The organism is Halorussus salilacus (genome assembly GCF_024138125.1).
GTDB classification, from domain to species: domain Archaea; phylum Halobacteriota; class Halobacteria; order Halobacteriales; family Haladaptataceae; genus Halorussus; species Halorussus salilacus.
In genome coordinates this window covers 1,973,692-1,991,826 of record NZ_CP099993.1, presented here as the reverse complement: position 1 = coordinate 1,991,826, position 18,135 = coordinate 1,973,692, and the positions used below count along the sequence as shown (strand labels likewise).

Here is an 18,135-nt window from a genome sequence, read left to right as displayed (position 1 = left end):
CGACTCGACCAGAACTGCGACCCCGCGTCGGATTTATATCCGGCGGGACCCTATCCGGTGGCGTGAACACGCGCACGAGTGCCCTCGACACGCTCGTTTTCGGCGTGGACGTTCAGAGCGGGGACGTCCGCGGGGACGCGCCCTCCTACGCGCTCGTCGCGTTCGATGGCGAACACATCGACCGTGACGTGGTATCCCACCGCAAGCTCCGGCGGCTCATCGAGCGCGAGGAACCCGCGCTCGTCGCCACCGACAACATGTACGAACTCGCCCCGGACAAGGACGCGCTGGTCGGCTTCCTGCGCGAACTCCCCGACGAGACCCGGCTCGTGCAGGTCACCGGGGCCGAGCGTCCGGAACCCCTCTCGCGGGTCGCCTCCCGCCACGGCGTGCCCTACGACAAGAAGCCGATGGCCGAAGCCGAGGCCGCCGCGCGCCTCGCGGCCGGGAACGTCGGCCATGAGGTGTCGGCGTTCACCGACACCACCGAGGTCAAGGTCTCGCGCGGCCGGTCGACCGGCAAGGGCGGGTGGAGCGAGGACCGCTACACCCGGCGCATCCACGGCGCGGTCCGCAAGCGCGCGAGGGAAATCGAGAGCGACCTCGACGGCGCGGGCCTCGACTACGAGAAGGACGCGACCGAGAAGTACGGCGGCCTCTCGAACGCCGTCTTCCGGGTCGAGGGTCGCCCCGAGGACATCCCCGTCTCGAACCGGCGGTCGGGAGACGTGCGCGTCGAGGTCGAGCGCCAGCGCCGGGACGGCATCGAGTTCGAGCCCCTCGCGAAGCGCCGGGACCACGTCCTCGTGGGCATCGACCCCGGCACGACCACCGCGGTCGCGGTGGCCGACCTCGACGGGACCGTACTGGACGTCTGGAGCACGCGGACCGCCGACACCGCCGAGGTCATCGAGTGGATAATCGAGCGCGGGCGGCCCGTCGTGGTCGCCGCCGACGTCGAGCCGATGCCAGAGACTGTCGAGAAGATACGCCGGAGCTTCGACGCGGCGGGGTGGATTCCGAGTTCGGACCTCCCCGTGGACGACAAACTCCACCGGACCCGCGAGTTCGACTACGACAACGACCACGAGCGCGACGCGATGGCGGCCGCGCTCTGCGCGTTCGACGACCACGAAGACCAGTTCGACCGCATCGCCGAGAAGGTGCCCCCGAGCATCGACCGGGGAGAGGTCACCGCGCGCGTGGTCGCGGGCGAGGACTCGGTCGAGACCGCGCTCGCGGCCCTCTCCGAGGACGAGGAGCCCGAGGAAGAGGAGACCGAGCACGCGCCCCGCGAACTCACCGCCGAGGAAAAGCGCATCAAGCAACTCGAATCGCAGGTCCAGCGACTCGAAGACCACGTCGACGAACTCGAAGACACCGTAGAGCGCAAGGAGGGCCGAATCGGCCAGCTCAAGGGCGACCTCGAAAAGGCCAGAAGCGAGGAGCGAAAGGAGGTCCGCGAGCGCCGGGAGGTCTCGCGACTCGAACGCGAGAACCGGCGACTGGAGCGCGAACTCGACGAGCGCGACGAGCGCATCGAGGAACTGGAGGGCAAACTCGAACGCCTCAAACAGCTCTGGAAGCTCGACCACTCGAACTTCGCCGACGTCTCCGAGAAGAAGGCGGGCCTGACGCCGGTCAAGCCGGTCGAGAAGTTCACCCGCGACGCCATCGAGGACGCCCACGAGAGTTTCGGACTCGCAAGCGACGACGTGGTCTACCTCCGAGACGCCTCGGGCGCGGGCCGGTCGACCGCCGAGCGACTCGTCGAGGTGGAGCCGAAGGTCGTGCTGACGGGCGCGGGCGGGCTCTCGGAGGTGGCCGACCGGGTCCTCTTCGAGAACGAGATTCCCGTGGGTCCGGCCGACGACGTGACGATTCAGGAGGTCGACGAGCTGGCGGTCGCCCGCGAGCGCGAGGTCGAGGCGGTCATCGACGACTGGGCCGAGCGCGCCGAGGAGCGTCGCAAGGAGCGCAAGGCCGAGCAGTTGGACCAGCTCATCAGCGAACACCGCGCCGAGCGCAAGTACGGGTCGTCGGGCGCGAGCGGGTAGACGCCGCGAGCGTGGCGGCTATCGGCAGTGTGTTTAATACGTCCGGAAGTTTATACGTGGAAGCGAACCAACGGAGGCTATGCCCATCACCAAGGACGATTTCGAGCGAATCGACGACGAGGAGCCCCCCGATGGCGAAGCCGACCGACTCCTCGACTTCCTGATTCGCAACGACGAGAAGGCCTACACGAAGGCCGAACTCACCGAGGAGGTGGATTCGAATCGAGAGCGCGTCGGCACCCTGCTCGACAGGCTGAAGGAGCGAGGGTCGGTCGAACGGAAGTCCGACTACTGGCGGGTGAGCGACCACGAACTGGCGGCTCGGGCCGGTACCGGACTGACGGCGGAGACGGCCCGACAGTACGACGACGGCGAAGAGTTCGACGTGGAGAGATGGGCAGAGTACGCCGTCGACAACCCCGAGCAGGTCGGTGAGACGGAGTGAGAAGCGAACGCGGGGACGTTATCTTCGCGCCGGACCCGTTCAAGCCGAGCGAGAATCCTCGTCCGTGGGTGGTTCTCGCGGCGGAATCGATGCCGTTTCCGGGCGACTTCCTCTGTGCGGCGGTGACTCGCTCGGGGTACCCGATGAACTACGAACTGGAGGACCGACACTGGACCGACGGTGGACAGCCGACGGACGAGGAGTCGTACTGTTCGCCGTGGCTGTTGAACACCCTCAAGACCGGGCAGGTCCGATTCCGACAGGGACGTCGCACCCGGCAGTTCACCGACTGCGTCGCCAGCGATGCGGTTCGGTATCTGGAGGAGTCGTCGGGCGCGAGCGGATAGCGGCATAAATTCCTTCCGGTGGTTCGCGGAGAACTACCGCGAGAACCGCTCGCAGAGTGTCGGAAGCCTCAAGCCGCGCGCGCGTCACGTCTCGCGTATGGACGCCTACGAACGCATCACGCGGAACACCGACGAGGTAGTGACCGACGAGGAGGTGCGCGAACTCGCCGAGGACCCGACCGGAAAGCGGGTCTACGTCGGCTACGAGCCCTCGGGCGTGCTCCACATCGGGCACATGCTCACCGCGAACAAGCTCATCGACCTCCAGGAGGCCGGGATGGAGGTCGTCATCCTGCTCGCCGACGTTCACGCCTACCTCAACGGGAAGGGGACCTTCGAGGAAATCGAGGAGACCGCCGAGAAGATGCGCAAGCAATTTCTGGCGTACGGGCTCGACGAGGAGCAGACCGAGTTCGTCTACGGCTCGGAGTACCAGCTGGAGGACGACTACGCGCTCGACCTCCACAAACTGGAGCTCGACACCACGCTGAACCGCGCCCAGCGCGCGATGGCCGAGATACAGGGCGGCGAGACCGCGAAAGTCAGCCACGTCGTCTACCCCCTGATGCAGGCGCTCGACATCGAGTACCTCGACTTGGACCTCGCCGTGGGCGGGATGGACCAGCGCAAGGTCCACATGCTGATGCGCGAGGAACTGCCCGAAATCGGCTACGACGCCCGGCCCTGCCTCCACACGCCCATCCTCGCCGACCTCGGGACGGGCGAGGGCAAGATGTCCAGCAGTTCGGGCGTCACCATCTCGATGGAGGACTCGACCGAGGACATCGAGGAGAAGGTGAACTCGGCGTTCTGCCCGCCGACCCGCGACCCCGAGGGCGACCTCGAAAATCCCGTGCTCGAAATCTTCCAGTACCACGTCTTCCCGCGGTTCGAGGCGGTCGTGGTCGAGCGCCCCGAGAAGTACGGCGGCAATCTGGAGTACGAGAGCTACGAGTCGCTGGCCGACGACTTAGAGAGCGGCGAACTCCACCCCGCCGACGCGAAGTCGGCGCTGGCGACGTACCTCGACGAACTGGTCGCGCCCGGTCGCGAGAAGCTGAAGGAACTGGAGCAGTAGGTCCCTACTCGAATCCGCCGCCCATCATCCCGCCCATCCCGAAGCTCGCCATCAGGCCCGAGATCAGCCCCCACGCCACGAGGACGAACCCGACGACCACGAGACCGATTCCGGCGGCGATGAGGAGGTTCTGAAGCGCGATGACGGCGATGCCGCCGAGGAGTAACAGCACCCCGACGATTCCTTTCGCACCGAGTTTGTCTATCATATCACGGGGTGTGTCCGGCGGCGACTTAAAAGCCGATGCTCCCGGGATACGCCCGGACGAAACGACGGCGGATTTAAACCTCCCCGCGACAAAGGCGGAAATATGAGCGACAACGATGGCGGACGGCGAAAGAACCTCCGTATGCCCGACGACGACGAGGTATTCGCCACCGTCACCAACATGCTCGGGGCGAATCGCGTGAAAGTACGGTGTGCCGACGGCAAGGAACGCACCGCCCGCATCCCGGGCAAGATGCAAAAGCGCATCTGGATTCGCGAGGACGACGTGGTCCTCGTGGAACCGTGGGACTGGCAGGACGAGAAAGCCGACATCACATGGCGCTACGAGAAGCAGGACGCCGACCAGCTCCGCGAAGAAGGCCACATCCAGTAAGACGACCTTTTGGCGCGCTCGGCGACTCGAAAGTCTCCGACTTTCGAGTCGCTTCGCTGGTGAGGCGTTCACGGAAAACGCCGGAGAGCGAACCGCGTCCCGTTCCTCCCTCGGAGATGCGGCGGCTCTGCCGCCGCATCTCCTCGGTCGAAGGTCCTCGGTCAAGGGTCCCCGGTCGAAGGTCCCCGGTCGAGGGTCCCCGGTCGAAGGTCCCCGGTCGCCTCCGCGCGTTGCTCGTCGCGGGAGAATCGCTGGTGGGCCGCGTGGGGCGGATGGACGACACATATCGCCTTCCCAAGACGCACCCTTTTATCGCTTGGCGCGCTAGGTCGGGGTAGATGTCCGAGGAGGAGTACGGTCTGCTCGACCCCGAGAACGCCGACGGCGTCGGCGACGAGTGGGAGGAGATAGACGTATCCGACACCGAGGCCGACAGGGTCGCCCGGCGGCGAGACCGGGAGTTCGACCAGTTCCGCGAGCGCCTGAAGGACACCGAGCAGTTCAAGGTCGAGCAGTCGGTGTTCGACGACGCGACCCTCGCGGCGCTCTACAAACTGGTTCAGGACGGCTACGTGCAGGCGTTCGGCGGTCCCCTCTCCTCGGGAAAGGAAGCGACGGTGTACACCGCCCTCGGTAGCGAGGAGCGAGGCGAAGTCGCCATCAAGATTTACCGCATCAACGCCTCGGACTTCCGGGACATGCGCGAGTACCTCGTCGGCGACCCCCGGTTCGAGGAACTCTCGGGCGACAAGAAGCGCGTCGTGCTGGCGTGGACCCAGAAGGAGTTCGCAAACCTCAAGCGCGCGCGGAAGGCTGGCGTTCGGGTGCCCGAACCCATCGCCGTCGAGCGCAACGTCCTCGTCATGGAGCTACTCGGAACCGTCGACCAGCGCGCGCCCACGCTCGACGATGCTCACCTCGAGAATCCCGAGACCGCCTTCGAGGTGGTCCGGGAGTACATGCGACGGCTCTACGACGCCGGGCTCGTCCACGGCGACCTCAGCGAGTACAACATCGTGGTCCACGACGGCGAACTCTGCATCATCGACCTCGGGCAGGCGGTGACGGTCCACCACCCCAACAGCGGCGAGTTCCTCACGCGCGACTGCGCGAACGTCGCCTCGTTCTTCCAGCGACAGGGGATGGACGTGCGCGGCGACGAACTGGAGGCGTGGGTCAGGAAGAACGCCGAACCCGACCGCTGAGCGAAACGTTCAAACCGCGAAAGCGGCTACGTATCGGCGATGGAGTCGGCTCTCCGCACCTGGCGCTGGCAGACGCCCGGAGAGCCGACAGTGTCGTAACCGCCGCGCGACGGCCTCACCGCCGCTCGGAGGTGGCGACGCTCACTCGCTTCTCCTCGCGAATCGACCTTCGAGCGACAGCGACCGGAATCCATCACACATGCCAGACGATACGACGACCGACGACACCACGACTGACCACACCACGACCGACCACGCCACGACCGACGCCGACTCCACCGTCACCCCCTACGCCGTCGAGGGAGAGGTAGACTACCGCGAACTCCTCGACCGCTTCGGCGCGGCGGAACTGACGGACGACCAGAGAGCCCGCTTTCCCGACCCGGTTCACCCGCTGGTCCGGCGGCGGGTGTTCTACGCGGGCCGGGACGTCGACCGGTTCCTCGCCGCGGCCGACCGCGGCGAGACCGTCTCGCTCGTGACGGGCATCGGCCCCTCGGGGCCGATGCACCTCGGCCACGTCATGCCCTTCTACTTCGCGAAGTACCTGCAGGACCGCACCGGCGCGCACGTCTACGTCCCCCTGTCGGACGACGAGAAGCACTTCGCGAAGGACCTCACGCTCGCGGAAATCGGCGAGTACGCGCGAGAGAACCTCAGAGACTTGCTGGCGGTGGGGTTCGACCCCGACCGAACGCGAATCGTCGTGGACACCGCCGACGCCGACGTGGTCTACCCCCTCGCGGTCCGGTTCGCCGACCACGTCACCCAGTCGGCGATGGAGGCGACCTACGGCCGACCCGACAACGTCGGCCTGTCGTTCTACCCCGCGGTCCAGATCGCCCACCTCCTGTTGCCCCAACTGGTCCACGGCCGACACGCCAGCCTCGTCCCCATCGCGGTCGACCAGGACCCACACGTCCGACTCGCTCGCGACGTGGCGGGCAAGGAGGCCGTCGACGTGACCAAGCCCGCGGCCCTGCTGAGCAAGTTCCTCCCCACCCTCGACGGCCCGGGGAAGATGAGCAGTTCGACCGACACGCCAGCCATCGAACTCACCGACGGCCGCGAGACGGTCGCACGGAAGGTCCGGACCCACGCCTACTCTGGCGGTCGGGCTGACCTCGACGCCCACCGCGAACACGGCGGCGACCCAGAGGTCGACGTCGCCTATCAGTACCTCGCGTTCTTCTTCGAGGACGACGACGCGACCCTCGAACGACTCGCCGAGGAGTACCGGGCGGGCGACCTCCTCAGCGGCGAACTCAAGGCCTACGCCGCCGAGCGAATCGCCGACTTCCTCGACGCCCATCAGGAGCGACGGGCCGCGCTGGGCGACCTCGACGCCGAACTGGAGCCGTACCGGCTTACTCAGGACGAAAGCGCGCGAGCGCGACCCGAGGGAACGAATCTGTTCGGCTGACTGTCGGGGGTTCGTGCAGAGCGACCGACCCGTGGGTTCGCGTCGGGCGGCCGAAACCACCGCCCTAGCGGACTGAAAGGGCGAGCGTGCGAGGGCTTTCGAGGTCGTCGTCTCTCTCGAACAGATATCCGAGACGGTCGAATCCACGAGGCCGGAACATCGCGGACAAAGCCTTAAAACACCCCCAGTGACTAGGAGTAGTCATGCAACATGTGAAGATTCCGCAGGACCGAATCGGCGTTCTCATCGGCGAAGGAGGTGAGACGATGCGCGAGATCGAGAGTCGCGCGGAGGTCCGACTCGACATCGACTCCGAGAACGGCTCGGTGGAGGTCGAGAAGACCGGCGACCCCATCCTCGGGCTCAAGGGCCCGGAAATCGTGAAGGCCATCGGCCGCGGGTTCGCGCCCGAGGAGGCCCTCGCCCTGCTCGACGACGACATGATGATGTTCGACGTGGTCGACATCGACGCCGCCGCCCGGAACAAGAACGACCTCGAACGCCAAAAGGGGCGTCTCATCGGCGAGAACGGCCGGACCCGCCAGCTCATGGAGGAACTGACCGGCGCGAGCGTGGTCATCTACGGGACGACCCTCGGGATAATCGGCCAGCCGCCGCAGGTCGACGCGGTCCGCAGCGCCGCGGAGATGATACTCGACGGCGCGCCCCACGGGTCGGTGTACTCGTTCCTCGAACGCAAGCGCAACGAGATGAAACATCAGGGGATGGAGTTCCACCGGTTCACGGGGTAGGTGGGAACCCTCGTCGGATTCCGAGGACGCGCCTCGGGAGTGATTTTCCGGATGGGTAGCGTTCTCTCCGGGTGCGTCACCGAGTGGCCGCGGGTTCGAGCGCGAGTCGCGCTCGAACCCGCAGGCCCGGTTCGAACCGCACGTCCGGTCCGAACCGGCACGTCCGGTTTCTTATAAACCCGTCCGTGTTAAGGAATACCATATCACGTTTCCGGCCTCCTGCGGCCGATACCGCATCTGGTAGGGCAACATTTATATAGAATGGCAATCAATCTATCAGGTGACTATGGCACAGCGAATGGGCAATCAGCCGATGATCGTACTTTCCGAGGACAGCCAGCGCACACAGGGCAAGGACGCCCAGTCGATGAACATCACCGCCGGGACGGCCGTCGCCGAGGCCGTCCGGACCACGCTCGGTCCCAAGGGGATGGACAAGATGCTCGTCGATTCGACGGGCGAGGTCGTCGTCACGAACGACGGCGTCACCATCCTCAAGGAGATGGACATCGAGCACCCGGCGGCCAACATGATCGTCGAGGTCTCCGAGACACAGGAGAACGAGGTCGGCGACGGCACGACCTCCGCGGTCGTGGTCGCGGGTGAACTCCTCGAGAAGGCCGAGGAGCTGCTCGAACAGGACATCCACGCCACCACCCTCGCGCAGGGGTACCGACAGGCCGCCGAGGAGGCAAAGCGCATCCTCGAAGAGAAGGCCATCGACGTGGACGCCGACGACACCGAGTACCTCCAGAAGATCGCCGCGACCGCGATGACCGGCAAGGGCGCGGAGAACGCCAAGGACTACCTCGCCGAACTCGTCGTCCGCGGCGTCCAGAGCGTTGCCGACGAGGAGGGCATCGACACCGACAACGTCAAGGTCGAGACGGTCGTCGGCGGCTCCATCGACGAGTCCGAACTCGTCGAGGGCGTCATCGTGGACAAAGAGCGCGTCCACGAGAACATGCCCTACTTCGTCGAGGACGCCACCGTCGCTCTGGTCGATTCGGCCCTCGAAGTCAAGGAGACCGAGATCGACGCCGAGGTCAACGTCACCGACCCCGACCAGCTTCAGCAGTTCCTCGACCAGGAGGAAGAGCAGCTCCGCGAGATGGTCGACGAGCTCGTCGACGTGGGTGCCGACGTGGTGTTCGTCGACGGCGGCATCGACGACATGGCCCAGCACTTCCTCGCCGAGGAGGGCATCATCGCGGTCCGGCGCGCCAAGTCCGACGACCTCGACAAGCTCGCCCGCGCGACCGGCGCGAGCCTCGTGAGCAACGTCGAGGACATCGAGGAGGACGACCTCGGCTTCGCCGGGAGCGTCGCCCAGAAGGACGTCGGCGGCGACCAGCGCATCTTCGTCGAGGACGTCGAGGAGGCCAAGTCGGTCACGCTCGTCCTGCGCGGCGGCACCGAGCACGTCGTCGACGAGGTCGAGCGCGCCATCGAGGACTCCCTCGGCGTGGTCCGCGTCACGCTGGAGGACGGCAAGGTCGTCCCCGGCGGCGGCGCGCCCGAGACCGAGCTCGCGCTCGAACTCCGCAACTACGCCGACTCGGTCGGCGGCCGCGAACAGCTCGCGGTCGAGGCCTTCGCCGACACCCTCGAAGTCATCCCGCGCACCCTCGCGGAGAACGCGGGCCTCGACCCCATCGACAGCCTCGTCGACCTCCGCAGTCAGCACGACGCCGGTAACTTCGGCTCCGGCCTCGACGCCTACACCGGCGACATCGTCGACATGGAGGAAGACGGCGTCGTCGAGCCCCTCCGCGTCAAGACTCAGGCCATCGAGTCGGCCACCGAGGCGGCCGTCATGCTGCTTCGCATCGACGACGTCATCGCCGCGGGCGACCTGAAGGGCGGTCAGGTCGACGGCGACGACGGCGGCGACGGCGGCGCGCCCGGCGGCGCTGGCGGAATGGGCGGCGGCATGGGCGGCATGGGCGGTATGGGCGGTATGGGCGGCGCGATGTGACGCAGGCCGACTGCCACCTCGCGTAGCCCCTATCGACCCCGCGCCATCGCCCGGCCTCCGCGCCGAATCGATTGCGGTCGTCCGACACCGCAGAGATTTTTCGAGTTCCTGCTTCTCCGAGTCCGTACCGGGAGTCGCCGGTCACCCGACCCCGCGAGCGTCGGGCGGAGTCGCCGAGAAAACGTCAGGAGAAGTCGCTGAGGAGAGTGTTGGTGACGAGCTTCGAGACGCCGCGCCGGAGTCGCTCGGAGGCCGACTGGCCGCTGATGTCGAGCTGCTCGCCGAGCTCGTCGAGCGATACCGCCCGCGGTACGTCGAAGTAGCCCGCCCGCTGGGCCACCGTCAGGGCCTCGCGCTGTTCGGGGCTCAGCCCGAACTCGTCTTCGAACTCGGCGTCGCCCGGCGTGTACAGCCGGTGGAGTCGGAACTCGACGCCGCTGTCGGCGCAGAACTGGCGCATCTCGATGACCGACTCGCGGTCGGGAAACCGGACCCGGCGCTGCCATCCCTCGTGGGTCCCGGTCGCCGCGAGCGGCGCGGCCCCGAGTCGCTGGTAGTAGGGATAGATCGCGACGAGTTCGTCGGATTCGAGGCGTGCGCGGTAGAGCACCTTCTCGCCCAGTTCCTCGATGACGGTGCTGTCCCGGACGGTCGCGTCGCGTCTCAGTCCGTCCTCCAGTCGGTCGAACTCCCCGCCGAACGCCCAGAAGAGGACGACCGGCGCGTCCGAGCGGGTCGCCATCTGCTGTTCGAGTTCGACGGTCGTACCGGGGGCGGCATCGAGGGCCGTCGTCAGTATCAAATCGGACGACCGGAGGGAGAATTCGGCGATGAGACTCATTAAGAGCTATCTTCTCTCGATTGTTTGAAAGCCTGTCGGTAACATATCAAACAGGTTCGGCGGCGATTCAGCTCTCGATGTCGAGTTCGAACTGCTCGTGTTCGCTCGCGGCGTTCAGCACCACGCTGGTGTTCGACTCCTTGATGTCGGGGTCGTTGAGCAGGGTCTTGATCTGGCGGTTCATCCCGTCGGTGTCCGAGAACTTCCCGACCGCGATGATGTCGTAGTCGCCGGTCACCTCGTAGACGCTGATCATCTGGTCGTGGCCGCGGAGGCTGTCGGTCACGTCGGGGAGGGCGTCGCCCTCGACCTTGAGCTGGATGATGGCGGTCACGTCGTAGCCGAGTTCGTCGTAGTCGATCTTCGGCGTGTAGCCCTCGATGACGCCCTGTGATTCGAGGTCCTTGAGGTGGTTCGAGACGGTGGTGACCGAGACGTCGAGGTCCTCCGCGAGGCTCCGGAGACTGGCCCGACCGTCGCCCAATAGTGCGTTCACCAACTTCGCGTCGAGATTTTCGTACGTCATTACGTTCACGAACGGGACCCCGCCTTTAGAACTTTACGAATATCCATTTTTACTCGCTAAACTCAGAATTGCGCAGACCAATAGCGTTTTAATAGTGGACGTAGTGGTGGAGAATGACGACAAAGATGACGGATGGACAAATCGCCGCCAGCAAGGAATCGGGACTGACCGAAGCCGAACAGGACGTACTCGACCGCATCGAGGCCGAGAACGTCGACTTCGTGCGCCTCCAGTTCACGGACATCACCGGGACCGTCAAGAACGTCAGCGTCCCCGCCTCGCAGGTCGAGAAGGCCTTCGAGGAGGGAATCTGGTTCGACGGCTCCAGCATCGAGGGGTTCGTCAGGATACAGGAGAGCGACATGCGTCTCGAACCCGACCCCGAGACGTTCGCGGTCCTGCCGTGGCGCTCGAACGGCGACACCGCGAGCGCTCGGCTCATCTGCGACGTGGTCAACACCGACGGGACCCCGTTCGCGGGCGGCCCCCGCCAGGTGCTCAAGAGCGTGCTCGCGGAGGCCGAAGAGATGGGCTACACCGTCTCCATCGGTCCCGAACCCGAGTTCTTCCTGTTCGAGAAGGACGAAGAGGGGCGCGCGACCACCAAACCCCACGACTCGGGCGGCTACTTCGACCTCGCGCCCAAGGACCTCGCGAGCGACGTGCGCAGGGAGATAATCTTCACGCTCGAACAGATGGGCTTCGAGGTCGAGGCCAGCCACCACGAGGTCGCCGACGGCCAGCACGAGATCAACTTCAAGTACGACGACGCGCTCACCGCGGCCGACAACATCTCGACGTTCCGCGCGGTCGTGCGCGCCGTGGCCGAGCAGAACGACATCCACGCCACGTTCATGCCCAAGCCCATCGGTGAGATAAACGGGTCGGGCATGCACAGCCACATCAGCCTCTTCGACGAGGAGGGTAACGCCTTCGCCGACGAGGACGACGAGTTCAACCTCAGCGAGGTCGCCTACAAGTTCATGGGCGGCGTCCTCGACCACGCCGAGGCGTTCACCGCGGTCACCAACCCCACCGTCAACTCCTACAAGCGCCTCGTTCCGGGCTACGAGGCCCCGGTGTACGTCGCGTGGAGCGACGTGAACCGGTCGGCGCTCCTCCGGGTCCCCGACGCCGCGGGCGCGAGCTCCCGGTTCGAGATCCGGAGCCCCGACCCGTCGTGCAATCCCTACCTCGCGCTGGCGGTGGTCATCAAGGCCGGACTCGACGGCATCGAGAACGACGCCGACCCCGGCGACCCCGTCCGCGAGGACATCTACGAGTTCGACGACGAGAAGCGCGAGGAGTACGGCATCACCACGCTCCCCGGCAGTCTCGGCGAGGCCCTCGACGCGCTGGAGGGCGACGAGGTCGTCACCGAGGCGCTGGGCGACCACGTCACCGAGAAGTTCCTCGAAGCCAAGCGCGCCGACTTCGCCGACTACAAGACCCACGTCTCATCGTGGGAGAAGGCGAAGTACCTCGAGAAGTTCTGAGCGACCGGCGTTCGAGCGCTTCTAGGTCGGCGACGCCGACCGGGTTTTTCTCGCGCGTTCGACCACCAGCGGGACCAAGAGGATTCCCGCGGGGACGACCAGATTCAGGCCGAACACGCCGACGAGCGGCAGGGCGAGTTCGTTCCCGGCGTACCCGACCGCACCCAGCGCCGCGAGCGCCGCGAGCGCGCTCGCGGCGCTCACTCGCCCGCGCGGGGGCGCGTCGAGCGCAAGCCACGTCGCGGCGGCACCGCCGACGCCCGCGACCGACGCGACCGAGTCGGCGGTGAACCCCGCGGTCGCGAGCCCCGCGAGCGAGATTCCGGCCACGACCGCGAACGCCCGGGTGGGGTCCCAGCGGGTCGCGCGCACGAGGACTCCGAGGTAGGTCAGTCCGACCGCGATGCCCGCGAGAACGTCCACGACGTAGTGGACGCCGATGATGACCCGCGCCGAGGTGACCGCGAGTATCGCGAGCGCGGCGACCGCCCCGCGTTGGGTTCGAGTGCCGCGCTCGACCACGAGCGCGAGCAGTCCCCAGAGGGTTGTCGAGGCGATGGCGTGCCCGCTCGGGAAGCCGTAGCTGTCGGTGTACGCGACGTGTAGTTCCGCTGGCGGGCGGGGGAGCGCGAACGCCCCCTTCAGCGTCACCGTCAGCGCGAGCGCGCCGAGGACGGTCGCGACCGCGAACGCGCCGCGTTCGCGGTCGCCGAACCAGTAGAGCAGTGCGGCGACGACGATGAGGAACCACGCGTCGCCGAGCTGGGTCACCACGGTGAACGCCTCCCGGACGACCGGGGGCAACGTCTCGGCGAGCGTCTCCACCACGCCGAGGCTTCGGTCACTCATTCGCGCTCACGTCGTCGGGGGAGGGAGTTATAGCCTACGACCGGAGGTCGCCGATTCGGTCGCTGATTCGACCGGGAATCCCCAGCGCGCTGACGCCGAACCCCGTCAGCACCATCAGGACGTAGAGACCGAGCGTCGAGAGCCAGACCACGACCATCGCGGCGATGGCCCACCCGCCCCGTAGCCAGAAGAACGCGCCGAGCGTCATCGCGGTCCCGTACAGCAGGACGAGGTACGGGCCCCAGCCGCGGGCGCGTCCCCGCCGCATCCGCCTGCGGACGTACCGCTTGAGTTCCGACTCGACCTCGGGCTTCTCGACGGTGCGCGATTCGATGTCCTCCTCGAACGATTCTACGTCTGCTCGCAGCTCCCGGAGTTCCTCGCGGAGTTCCACGATGTCGGGAGCGGATTCGTCGTCGGTCATGTATCGGGAGAGTAGTTCCTGTTTCCGTTCGACTCGGGTGGGCTCGGATTCGGTCGTGCGGGCGGCGTAGCTCCCTCGGTCGGCGAGCACCGTGTTCACGACCGCGCCCAACAGCAGGACGATGCTACCGAAGTAGAGCCACGTCACCAGCAACAGCGCGGTGCCGAGGAACTGGGACGGGCCGGTCGAGCTGAACTGGGCGTAGACGCGGAAGACCACCTGCAGGACCGACCACCCGACCGTCGCCACGACCGCGCCGGGGAGCGCCTCGCGAATCGACACCCCGGCGTCGGGGAAGACGACGTACAGCGGGAGGAAGACGGGGACCAGCGCCGCGAGCTGGATCACCGTGGTCACGACGCCGACGAAGGGGAAGTCGGGGAACAGCGCGGTGACCGCGCCCGCCAGCACGAGGACCACGACCGCGGCCCCGATGGCGGTCAGCACGACGAGACCGTCCGTGAGTTGGTCGACGATGGAGGGGTCGTCGGCGGTCGCGTAGATGTCCGAGAACGCTTGGTCCATCCCGCGGAACACCTTGAGCGTACTCCACGCCAGCACGACCGCCCCGATGGCCGTCACGCCGCCCCGGCCCTCCGGGTCGAGGATGAACTCCCGCAACTGCTCCTCGCCCGTCGCGGTCAACAGCCCCGAGGCCCGCGTGACCACCTGCTCGGCGAGCGCGTCGCCCGCGACGAACGAGACGACGACGAACGCCAGCAGAAGCGCGGGAATTAGCGAGACGAACGCGTAGTAGGCGATGCTCGCAGCGAGGAAGGTCACCTGTTGGTCGCTTGCCTCCTCAAGCACCGACCGGCCGACGCTCGCGGCGGTTCCGAGTCGACTGGACACGCGACTCATTTCGCTTACCGGATACAAATATTCATTGGCACTTCGGTCGGAGAGTCGGGGGCGACGCCCGGGAGCTACTCCGCGCGGGTCGCCTCGCGTATCTCCGACACGGTCGCGGGCGTCTTGAACGTCGTTCCGCCGTAATGGGCGCGCGACGCCTCGAACCCGGCGTCTCGGAGTCGGTCGAGGAACTCGTCCATGCCCGAGGCCGACCGGGTCCACTCCTTGCAGAGGCGGTGCTGGTCGTAGTGGGTCGGCTCGTGGAGTTCGGCTTCGAGCGCGTCGAGCAGGCGTCTCGCGCGGGTCGCCGTGCCCATCTCGTCGTCCACCTCCTCGCGGACCTCGGCCACGAAGTCGGCGTCGTGGGCGGGACCGAGCCACAGCGGTCCCGCGGTCAGCACGCGCTCGCTCGCGCACTCGGGACACGAGTCGAGGGGGTCGGCGACGAGACCCTCGTCGTGCTCGCGGTAGAGGCAGTCCTCGCAGTGATAGACGTGGCCCAGTTCCTCTATCGCGGCGTTGGCGTCGCTCGCGCTGTGGTCGAGTTCGAGGTAGGTCCGGACGTAGTGGTTGGTCGCGTGGGTCAGAATCGGCGTCACGCCCGCGTCGTACCGGGCCGCGGTCCGGGCCATCGCCGAGAGCAGGATGCGGACGCCCATCTCGGTGTGGTAGTCGGTGTTGCGCGGTATCGCGCCGTACTTCCGGACGCCGCTGTGGAAGTGCGCGCCACAGAGGGGCGCGGTGTCGGTCGCGGTGACACAGACCAGATCGCGGGTGTTCGCGAACGCGGCGTCGACGAAGGGTATCGGCGTCCCGAACGGGTCGATGTCCACCACGTCGAACACCGACTCGTGCATGAGCGCGTTGGCGTCGCGATGGGCGACCTCGGCGTCGAGTCCGTTGCGCTCCAGATTCCGTCTGCACAGCTCGACGGCCTCGGCGTCGATGTCGGCGAGGGTGACGTCCCAGCCCTCGGCCGCGGCGCGGACGCCCCGAATCCCGCTCGCGGCCATCGCGTCGAGGTACGATTCCGCCCGGGGTTCGCGGTCGCCGTAGGCCCGCAGGGTCGCCACCGTGAGGTCGCGGTTGAGTTCCTGCACGGGGTTGAAGAACACCTCGTCGCCGATTCCCTCCCCGCCCTGCTCGGGGACCTCGACCTCGACCCGGCCCTCGCTGACGTGCATACCCCGGAGTCGGGACTCCGCGGCGAAAAGCGAAGCGGTTCCAGCTTTTTTCTTCGTCGGGTGTGCACAGAGGCGACCGCATCGCGGTCGCCTCTGCTGGCGAACCCTCCCGAAAATTCGCACTGAGGGAGCGAAGCTCCAGCGAGCTACCCGAAACTCGGAGATTTCTGGTGTCACGAACGGCGAGCCGTTCGAACGACTTCGTTCGCTTAGACGTTCGAACGACTTCGTTCGCTTGGCTCACGAAGACACCAAAAGGAGCCATTCGCTCGGCGATTTCGGGCCGCTCGGCGGCCCGAAATCGTCTCGTTCGTGGGACGGGAGCTGGTGCGCGCGCCTGGGGCGCGCTGTCCCGTGTTTCGTCCGGGTGTGCGATACCCCGGTTCGATTCGGGAGACGAGACGGTTGCGTCGCTATTGGGGGGCTCAGCCCTCTCGGGGTAGTCGGACTGGCGGTTACGGGGTAGGGGCGTCTGGGCCGCCCGCGATGCGGGCGGCCCCGACACCAGTTCGACACTGCCGACTGACTCGCCGACTATCTGCCCGCAACCGCACGAAGCGTCCGAACAGGATTGGCCGCGCTCTCGTATTTGAACTCTCGTGTCGGTGGGCTCGACTCCTGCCGATTTCGCGCGGCCCGACCGGCCGCGGGACGCGCCGCGCGGGTCGGTCGCGCCAGAGGGCGCGACCGACTCGTGCACGCGGGGAGGTCCGGGGGCGCGGTGCGGTCGGGGTGCTGTGCGGTCTCCTCGGTACCGGCAGTCGCTACCGTCACGAGAGCGACACGACCAGCATCGCGGCGGAGACGACCGGTCGCACCGACGTACGACACCGGAACCTGTTTAGGCCCACCCTGCAAACCCCTCGTCCGTGTTCCCGGCCGACGGTACCAACGGCGACCGCTCGACACGCCGCGGGGGGCGGTCCCCGTGAACGACGTCGAGCGGTGGCAGACCGACCTCGCGGAGGCGGGGCGGCTCACCCCCGAGATCACAGAACGCATCCTCTCGGTCCACGACGACCGCGGTGCGCAGGCCATCGAGGCCGTCTCGGAGGGTCGGGTCAAGGAGTACCGGGACTTCACGGTCGTCGTGGGCCACGACGACGAGTACGTGGTCGAGGGCGAGGGCTGTGGCTGTCGGGACAGCGAGTACAACCTCGACCCCGCGGACCCGACCGACCTCTGCTGGCACGTCATCGCGGTCGCCATCGCCGAGCGCATCGGTGCGGTCGACGACCACGACATGTGGTACTCCGACGTGCGGGACTTTCTCTGAGAGCGGAGGGTCGGTAACCGAGTCGGCGGGTCGGCGGAGACGTCTTGGGAATCGTCTCGAAATACGAAGAGCGTGTCGAGCGGGCGGTACCCTGCGCGACCGATCAGTGCTGCGTTATCGGTGCGCCCTGCGTTATCGGTCCGTCCTGCGTGATCGGCCGGTCCTGCGTAATCGGTGCGCCCTGCGTTATCGGTCCGTCCTGTGTAATCGGCTCGTCCTGCGTTATCGGCCGGTCCTGCGTAATCGGTGCGCCCTGCGTTATCGGTCCGTCCTGTGTAATCGGCTCGTCCTGCGTTATCGGCCGGTCCTGCGTAATCGGTGCATCCTGCGTTATCGGCCCGTCCTGTGTAATCGGCTCGTCCTGCGTTATCGGCCCGTCCTGTGTAATCGGCTCGTCCTGCGTTATCGGCCGGTCCTGCGTAATCGGTGCATCCTGCGTTATCGGCCCGTCCTGCGTTATCGGCCCGTCCTGCGTTATCGGTGCATCAGCGGCGGCAACGCCGCCGGTGAGAGCGATTCCGAGTACGACGAATCCGAGAAGGACTCCGAGTGATCGTGAGTTCATATCAATCATGGCGTGGTGCCAGATTGTATTAGTCCCCCCTATACCCTAAAAGTTTTCTACATAGTATAAGTAATGTCCTAGCATAAAGAACATATCCAAGACGATATATAAGTATGCAGTTACGAATCCCATCCAGTTCGGAGAACGACGGGTGCAGTCGTTCTCTCTCGGAGGTTCGCGATCATCGAGAGACGCAACGAACGAGTCTGACGAAACGAGTCTGCGATAGCGGCCCG

Annotated in this window: 18 protein-coding genes; 12 read left to right on the top strand and 6 right to left on the bottom strand. The window is 66.6% G+C overall.

The genetic code is table 11. From position 1 onward, the window contains the following. The first annotated feature begins 62 nt into the window (after window positions 1–62). The 4 genes from NGM10_RS10255 (at window position 63) to NGM10_RS10240 (ending at window position 3,927) form a co-directional block, all read left to right on the top strand. A complete protein-coding gene (locus tag NGM10_RS10255) occupies window positions 63–2,057 on the top strand; it encodes a DUF460 domain-containing protein (RefSeq protein WP_253478212.1) in 1,995 nt (664 codons plus the stop codon). 79 nt (window positions 2,058–2,136) lie between these two features. Beyond that, window positions 2,137–2,502: a MarR family transcriptional regulator gene (locus tag NGM10_RS10250; protein ID WP_253478209.1), complete on the top strand. Its 366-nt coding sequence runs from the start codon at window positions 2,137–2,139 to the stop codon at window positions 2,500–2,502. Window positions 2,503–2,570: 68 nt separating this feature from the next. Continuing rightward, the gene (locus tag NGM10_RS10245) at window positions 2,571–2,849 is read left to right on the top strand and encodes a hypothetical protein (RefSeq protein ID WP_253478206.1); all 279 of its coding nucleotides are present in this window, start codon (window positions 2,571–2,573) and stop codon (window positions 2,847–2,849) included. 97 nt (window positions 2,850–2,946) lie between these two features. Continuing rightward, window positions 2,947–3,927, top strand: coding sequence for a tyrosine--tRNA ligase (locus NGM10_RS10240; RefSeq protein ID WP_253478203.1), 981 nt, complete (start codon window positions 2,947–2,949; stop codon window positions 3,925–3,927). 4 nt (window positions 3,928–3,931) lie between these two features. On the opposite strand, the gene NGM10_RS10235 is transcribed toward NGM10_RS10240, so the two are convergent. Next, window positions 3,932–4,135, bottom strand: coding sequence for a DUF7470 family protein (locus tag NGM10_RS10235; RefSeq protein WP_253478201.1), 204 nt, complete (start codon window positions 4,133–4,135; stop codon window positions 3,932–3,934). Window positions 4,136–4,237: 102 nt separating this feature from the next. Between NGM10_RS10235 and eif1A the strand changes: the two genes are divergently transcribed. The 5 genes from eif1A to thsA all read left to right on the top strand — a co-directional run bounded on the left by eif1A (window position 4,238) and on the right by thsA (window position 9,886). Continuing rightward, window positions 4,238–4,528 (top strand): translation initiation factor eIF-1A, encoded by a 291-nt coding sequence (gene eif1A / locus NGM10_RS10230; protein WP_253478199.1) that lies wholly within the window; start codon window positions 4,238–4,240, stop codon window positions 4,526–4,528. 338 nt (window positions 4,529–4,866) lie between these two features. After that, complete coding sequence (gene rio1, locus NGM10_RS10225) at window positions 4,867–5,733, top strand: serine/threonine-protein kinase Rio1 (protein ID WP_253478197.1); 867 nt, start codon at window positions 4,867–4,869, stop codon at window positions 5,731–5,733. Window positions 5,734–5,932: 199 nt separating this feature from the next. Further along, the gene (locus NGM10_RS10220; RefSeq protein WP_253478195.1) at window positions 5,933–7,156 is read left to right on the top strand and encodes a tryptophan--tRNA ligase; all 1,224 of its coding nucleotides are present in this window, start codon (window positions 5,933–5,935) and stop codon (window positions 7,154–7,156) included. 203 nt (window positions 7,157–7,359) lie between these two features. Beyond that, window positions 7,360–7,908, top strand: coding sequence for a KH domain-containing protein (locus tag NGM10_RS10215; protein ID WP_253478193.1), 549 nt, complete (start codon window positions 7,360–7,362; stop codon window positions 7,906–7,908). A gap of 298 nt (window positions 7,909–8,206) precedes the next feature. After that, on the top strand, window positions 8,207–9,886 hold the full coding sequence (thsA, locus tag NGM10_RS10210; RefSeq protein ID WP_253483824.1) for a thermosome subunit alpha: 1,680 nt from the start codon (window positions 8,207–8,209) through the stop codon (window positions 9,884–9,886). Between the two features lie 184 nt (window positions 9,887–10,070). Here the strand turns inward: thsA and NGM10_RS10205 are convergent, their stop codons facing one another. Continuing rightward, window positions 10,071–10,727, bottom strand: a complete 657-nt coding sequence (locus NGM10_RS10205) for a helix-turn-helix domain-containing protein (RefSeq protein ID WP_253478191.1) — start codon at window positions 10,725–10,727, stop codon at window positions 10,071–10,073. A gap of 67 nt (window positions 10,728–10,794) precedes the next feature. Further along, entirely contained in the window at window positions 10,795–11,253 is a 459-nt protein-coding gene (gene lrp / locus NGM10_RS10200) for an HTH-type transcriptional regulator Lrp (protein WP_253478186.1), read from the bottom strand. Between the two features lie 125 nt (window positions 11,254–11,378). On the opposite strand from lrp, the gene glnA reads away from it, so the two are divergent. Continuing rightward, window positions 11,379–12,749 carry a type I glutamate--ammonia ligase gene (gene glnA / locus NGM10_RS10195; protein WP_253478183.1) on the top strand — a complete coding sequence of 457 codons (1,371 nt, stop codon included), beginning with the start codon at window positions 11,379–11,381 and terminating at the stop codon, window positions 12,747–12,749. 21 nt (window positions 12,750–12,770) lie between these two features. Here the strand turns inward: glnA and NGM10_RS10190 are convergent, their stop codons facing one another. The 3 genes from NGM10_RS10190 to NGM10_RS10180 all read right to left on the bottom strand — a co-directional run bounded on the left by NGM10_RS10190 (window position 12,771) and on the right by NGM10_RS10180 (window position 16,058). Next, window positions 12,771–13,598, bottom strand: a complete 828-nt coding sequence (locus tag NGM10_RS10190; protein ID WP_253478180.1) for a phosphatase PAP2 family protein — start codon at window positions 13,596–13,598, stop codon at window positions 12,771–12,773. Window positions 13,599–13,632: 34 nt separating this feature from the next. Beyond that, window positions 13,633–14,883 (bottom strand): YihY/virulence factor BrkB family protein, encoded by a 1,251-nt coding sequence (locus NGM10_RS10185; RefSeq protein ID WP_368408624.1) that lies wholly within the window; start codon window positions 14,881–14,883, stop codon window positions 13,633–13,635. A 65-nt stretch (window positions 14,884–14,948) separates the two neighbouring features. Beyond that, a complete protein-coding gene (locus NGM10_RS10180; protein WP_253478174.1) occupies window positions 14,949–16,058 on the bottom strand; it encodes a tRNA (guanine(26)-N(2))-dimethyltransferase in 1,110 nt (369 codons plus the stop codon). Between the two features lie 928 nt (window positions 16,059–16,986). Here NGM10_RS10180 and NGM10_RS10175 point away from each other — a divergent pair. Both NGM10_RS10175 and NGM10_RS18280 read left to right on the top strand, forming a co-directional pair. Continuing rightward, window positions 16,987–17,334, top strand: a complete 348-nt coding sequence (locus NGM10_RS10175; RefSeq protein WP_253478171.1) for a hypothetical protein — start codon at window positions 16,987–16,989, stop codon at window positions 17,332–17,334. A 149-nt stretch (window positions 17,335–17,483) separates the two neighbouring features. Next, window positions 17,484–17,948: a hypothetical protein gene (locus NGM10_RS18280; protein WP_368408663.1), complete on the top strand. Its 465-nt coding sequence runs from the start codon at window positions 17,484–17,486 to the stop codon at window positions 17,946–17,948. The last annotated feature ends 187 nt before the right edge of the window (window positions 17,949–18,135 follow it).

What these genes read in the sequence shown, in the direction of transcription:
- NGM10_RS10185 (WP_368408624.1), bottom strand. Translation starts at nt 14,883, where the DNA reads ATGAGTCGCGTGTCCAGTCGACTCGGAACCGCCGCGAGCGTCGGCCGG.
- NGM10_RS10220 (WP_253478195.1), top strand. Translation starts at nt 5,933, where the DNA reads ATGCCAGACGATACGACGACCGACGACACCACGACTGACCACACCACG.
- NGM10_RS10240 (WP_253478203.1), top strand. Translation starts at nt 2,947, where the DNA reads ATGGACGCCTACGAACGCATCACGCGGAACACCGACGAGGTAGTGACC.
- NGM10_RS10215 (WP_253478193.1), top strand. Translation starts at nt 7,360, where the DNA reads ATGCAACATGTGAAGATTCCGCAGGACCGAATCGGCGTTCTCATCGGC.
- NGM10_RS10205 (WP_253478191.1), bottom strand. Translation starts at nt 10,727, where the DNA reads ATGAGTCTCATCGCCGAATTCTCCCTCCGGTCGTCCGATTTGATACTG.
- glnA (WP_253478183.1), top strand. Translation starts at nt 11,379, where the DNA reads ATGACGGATGGACAAATCGCCGCCAGCAAGGAATCGGGACTGACCGAA.
- NGM10_RS10250 (WP_253478209.1), top strand. Translation starts at nt 2,137, where the DNA reads ATGCCCATCACCAAGGACGATTTCGAGCGAATCGACGACGAGGAGCCC.
- NGM10_RS10235 (WP_253478201.1), bottom strand. Translation starts at nt 4,135, where the DNA reads ATGATAGACAAACTCGGTGCGAAAGGAATCGTCGGGGTGCTGTTACTC.
- thsA (WP_253483824.1), top strand. Translation starts at nt 8,207, where the DNA reads ATGGGCAATCAGCCGATGATCGTACTTTCCGAGGACAGCCAGCGCACA.
- rio1 (WP_253478197.1), top strand. Translation starts at nt 4,867, where the DNA reads ATGTCCGAGGAGGAGTACGGTCTGCTCGACCCCGAGAACGCCGACGGC.
- lrp (WP_253478186.1), bottom strand. Translation starts at nt 11,253, where the DNA reads ATGACGTACGAAAATCTCGACGCGAAGTTGGTGAACGCACTATTGGGC.
- eif1A (WP_253478199.1), top strand. Translation starts at nt 4,238, where the DNA reads ATGAGCGACAACGATGGCGGACGGCGAAAGAACCTCCGTATGCCCGAC.
- NGM10_RS10190 (WP_253478180.1), bottom strand. Translation starts at nt 13,598, where the DNA reads ATGAGTGACCGAAGCCTCGGCGTGGTGGAGACGCTCGCCGAGACGTTG.
- NGM10_RS10180 (WP_253478174.1), bottom strand. Translation starts at nt 16,058, where the DNA reads ATGCACGTCAGCGAGGGCCGGGTCGAGGTCGAGGTCCCCGAGCAGGGC.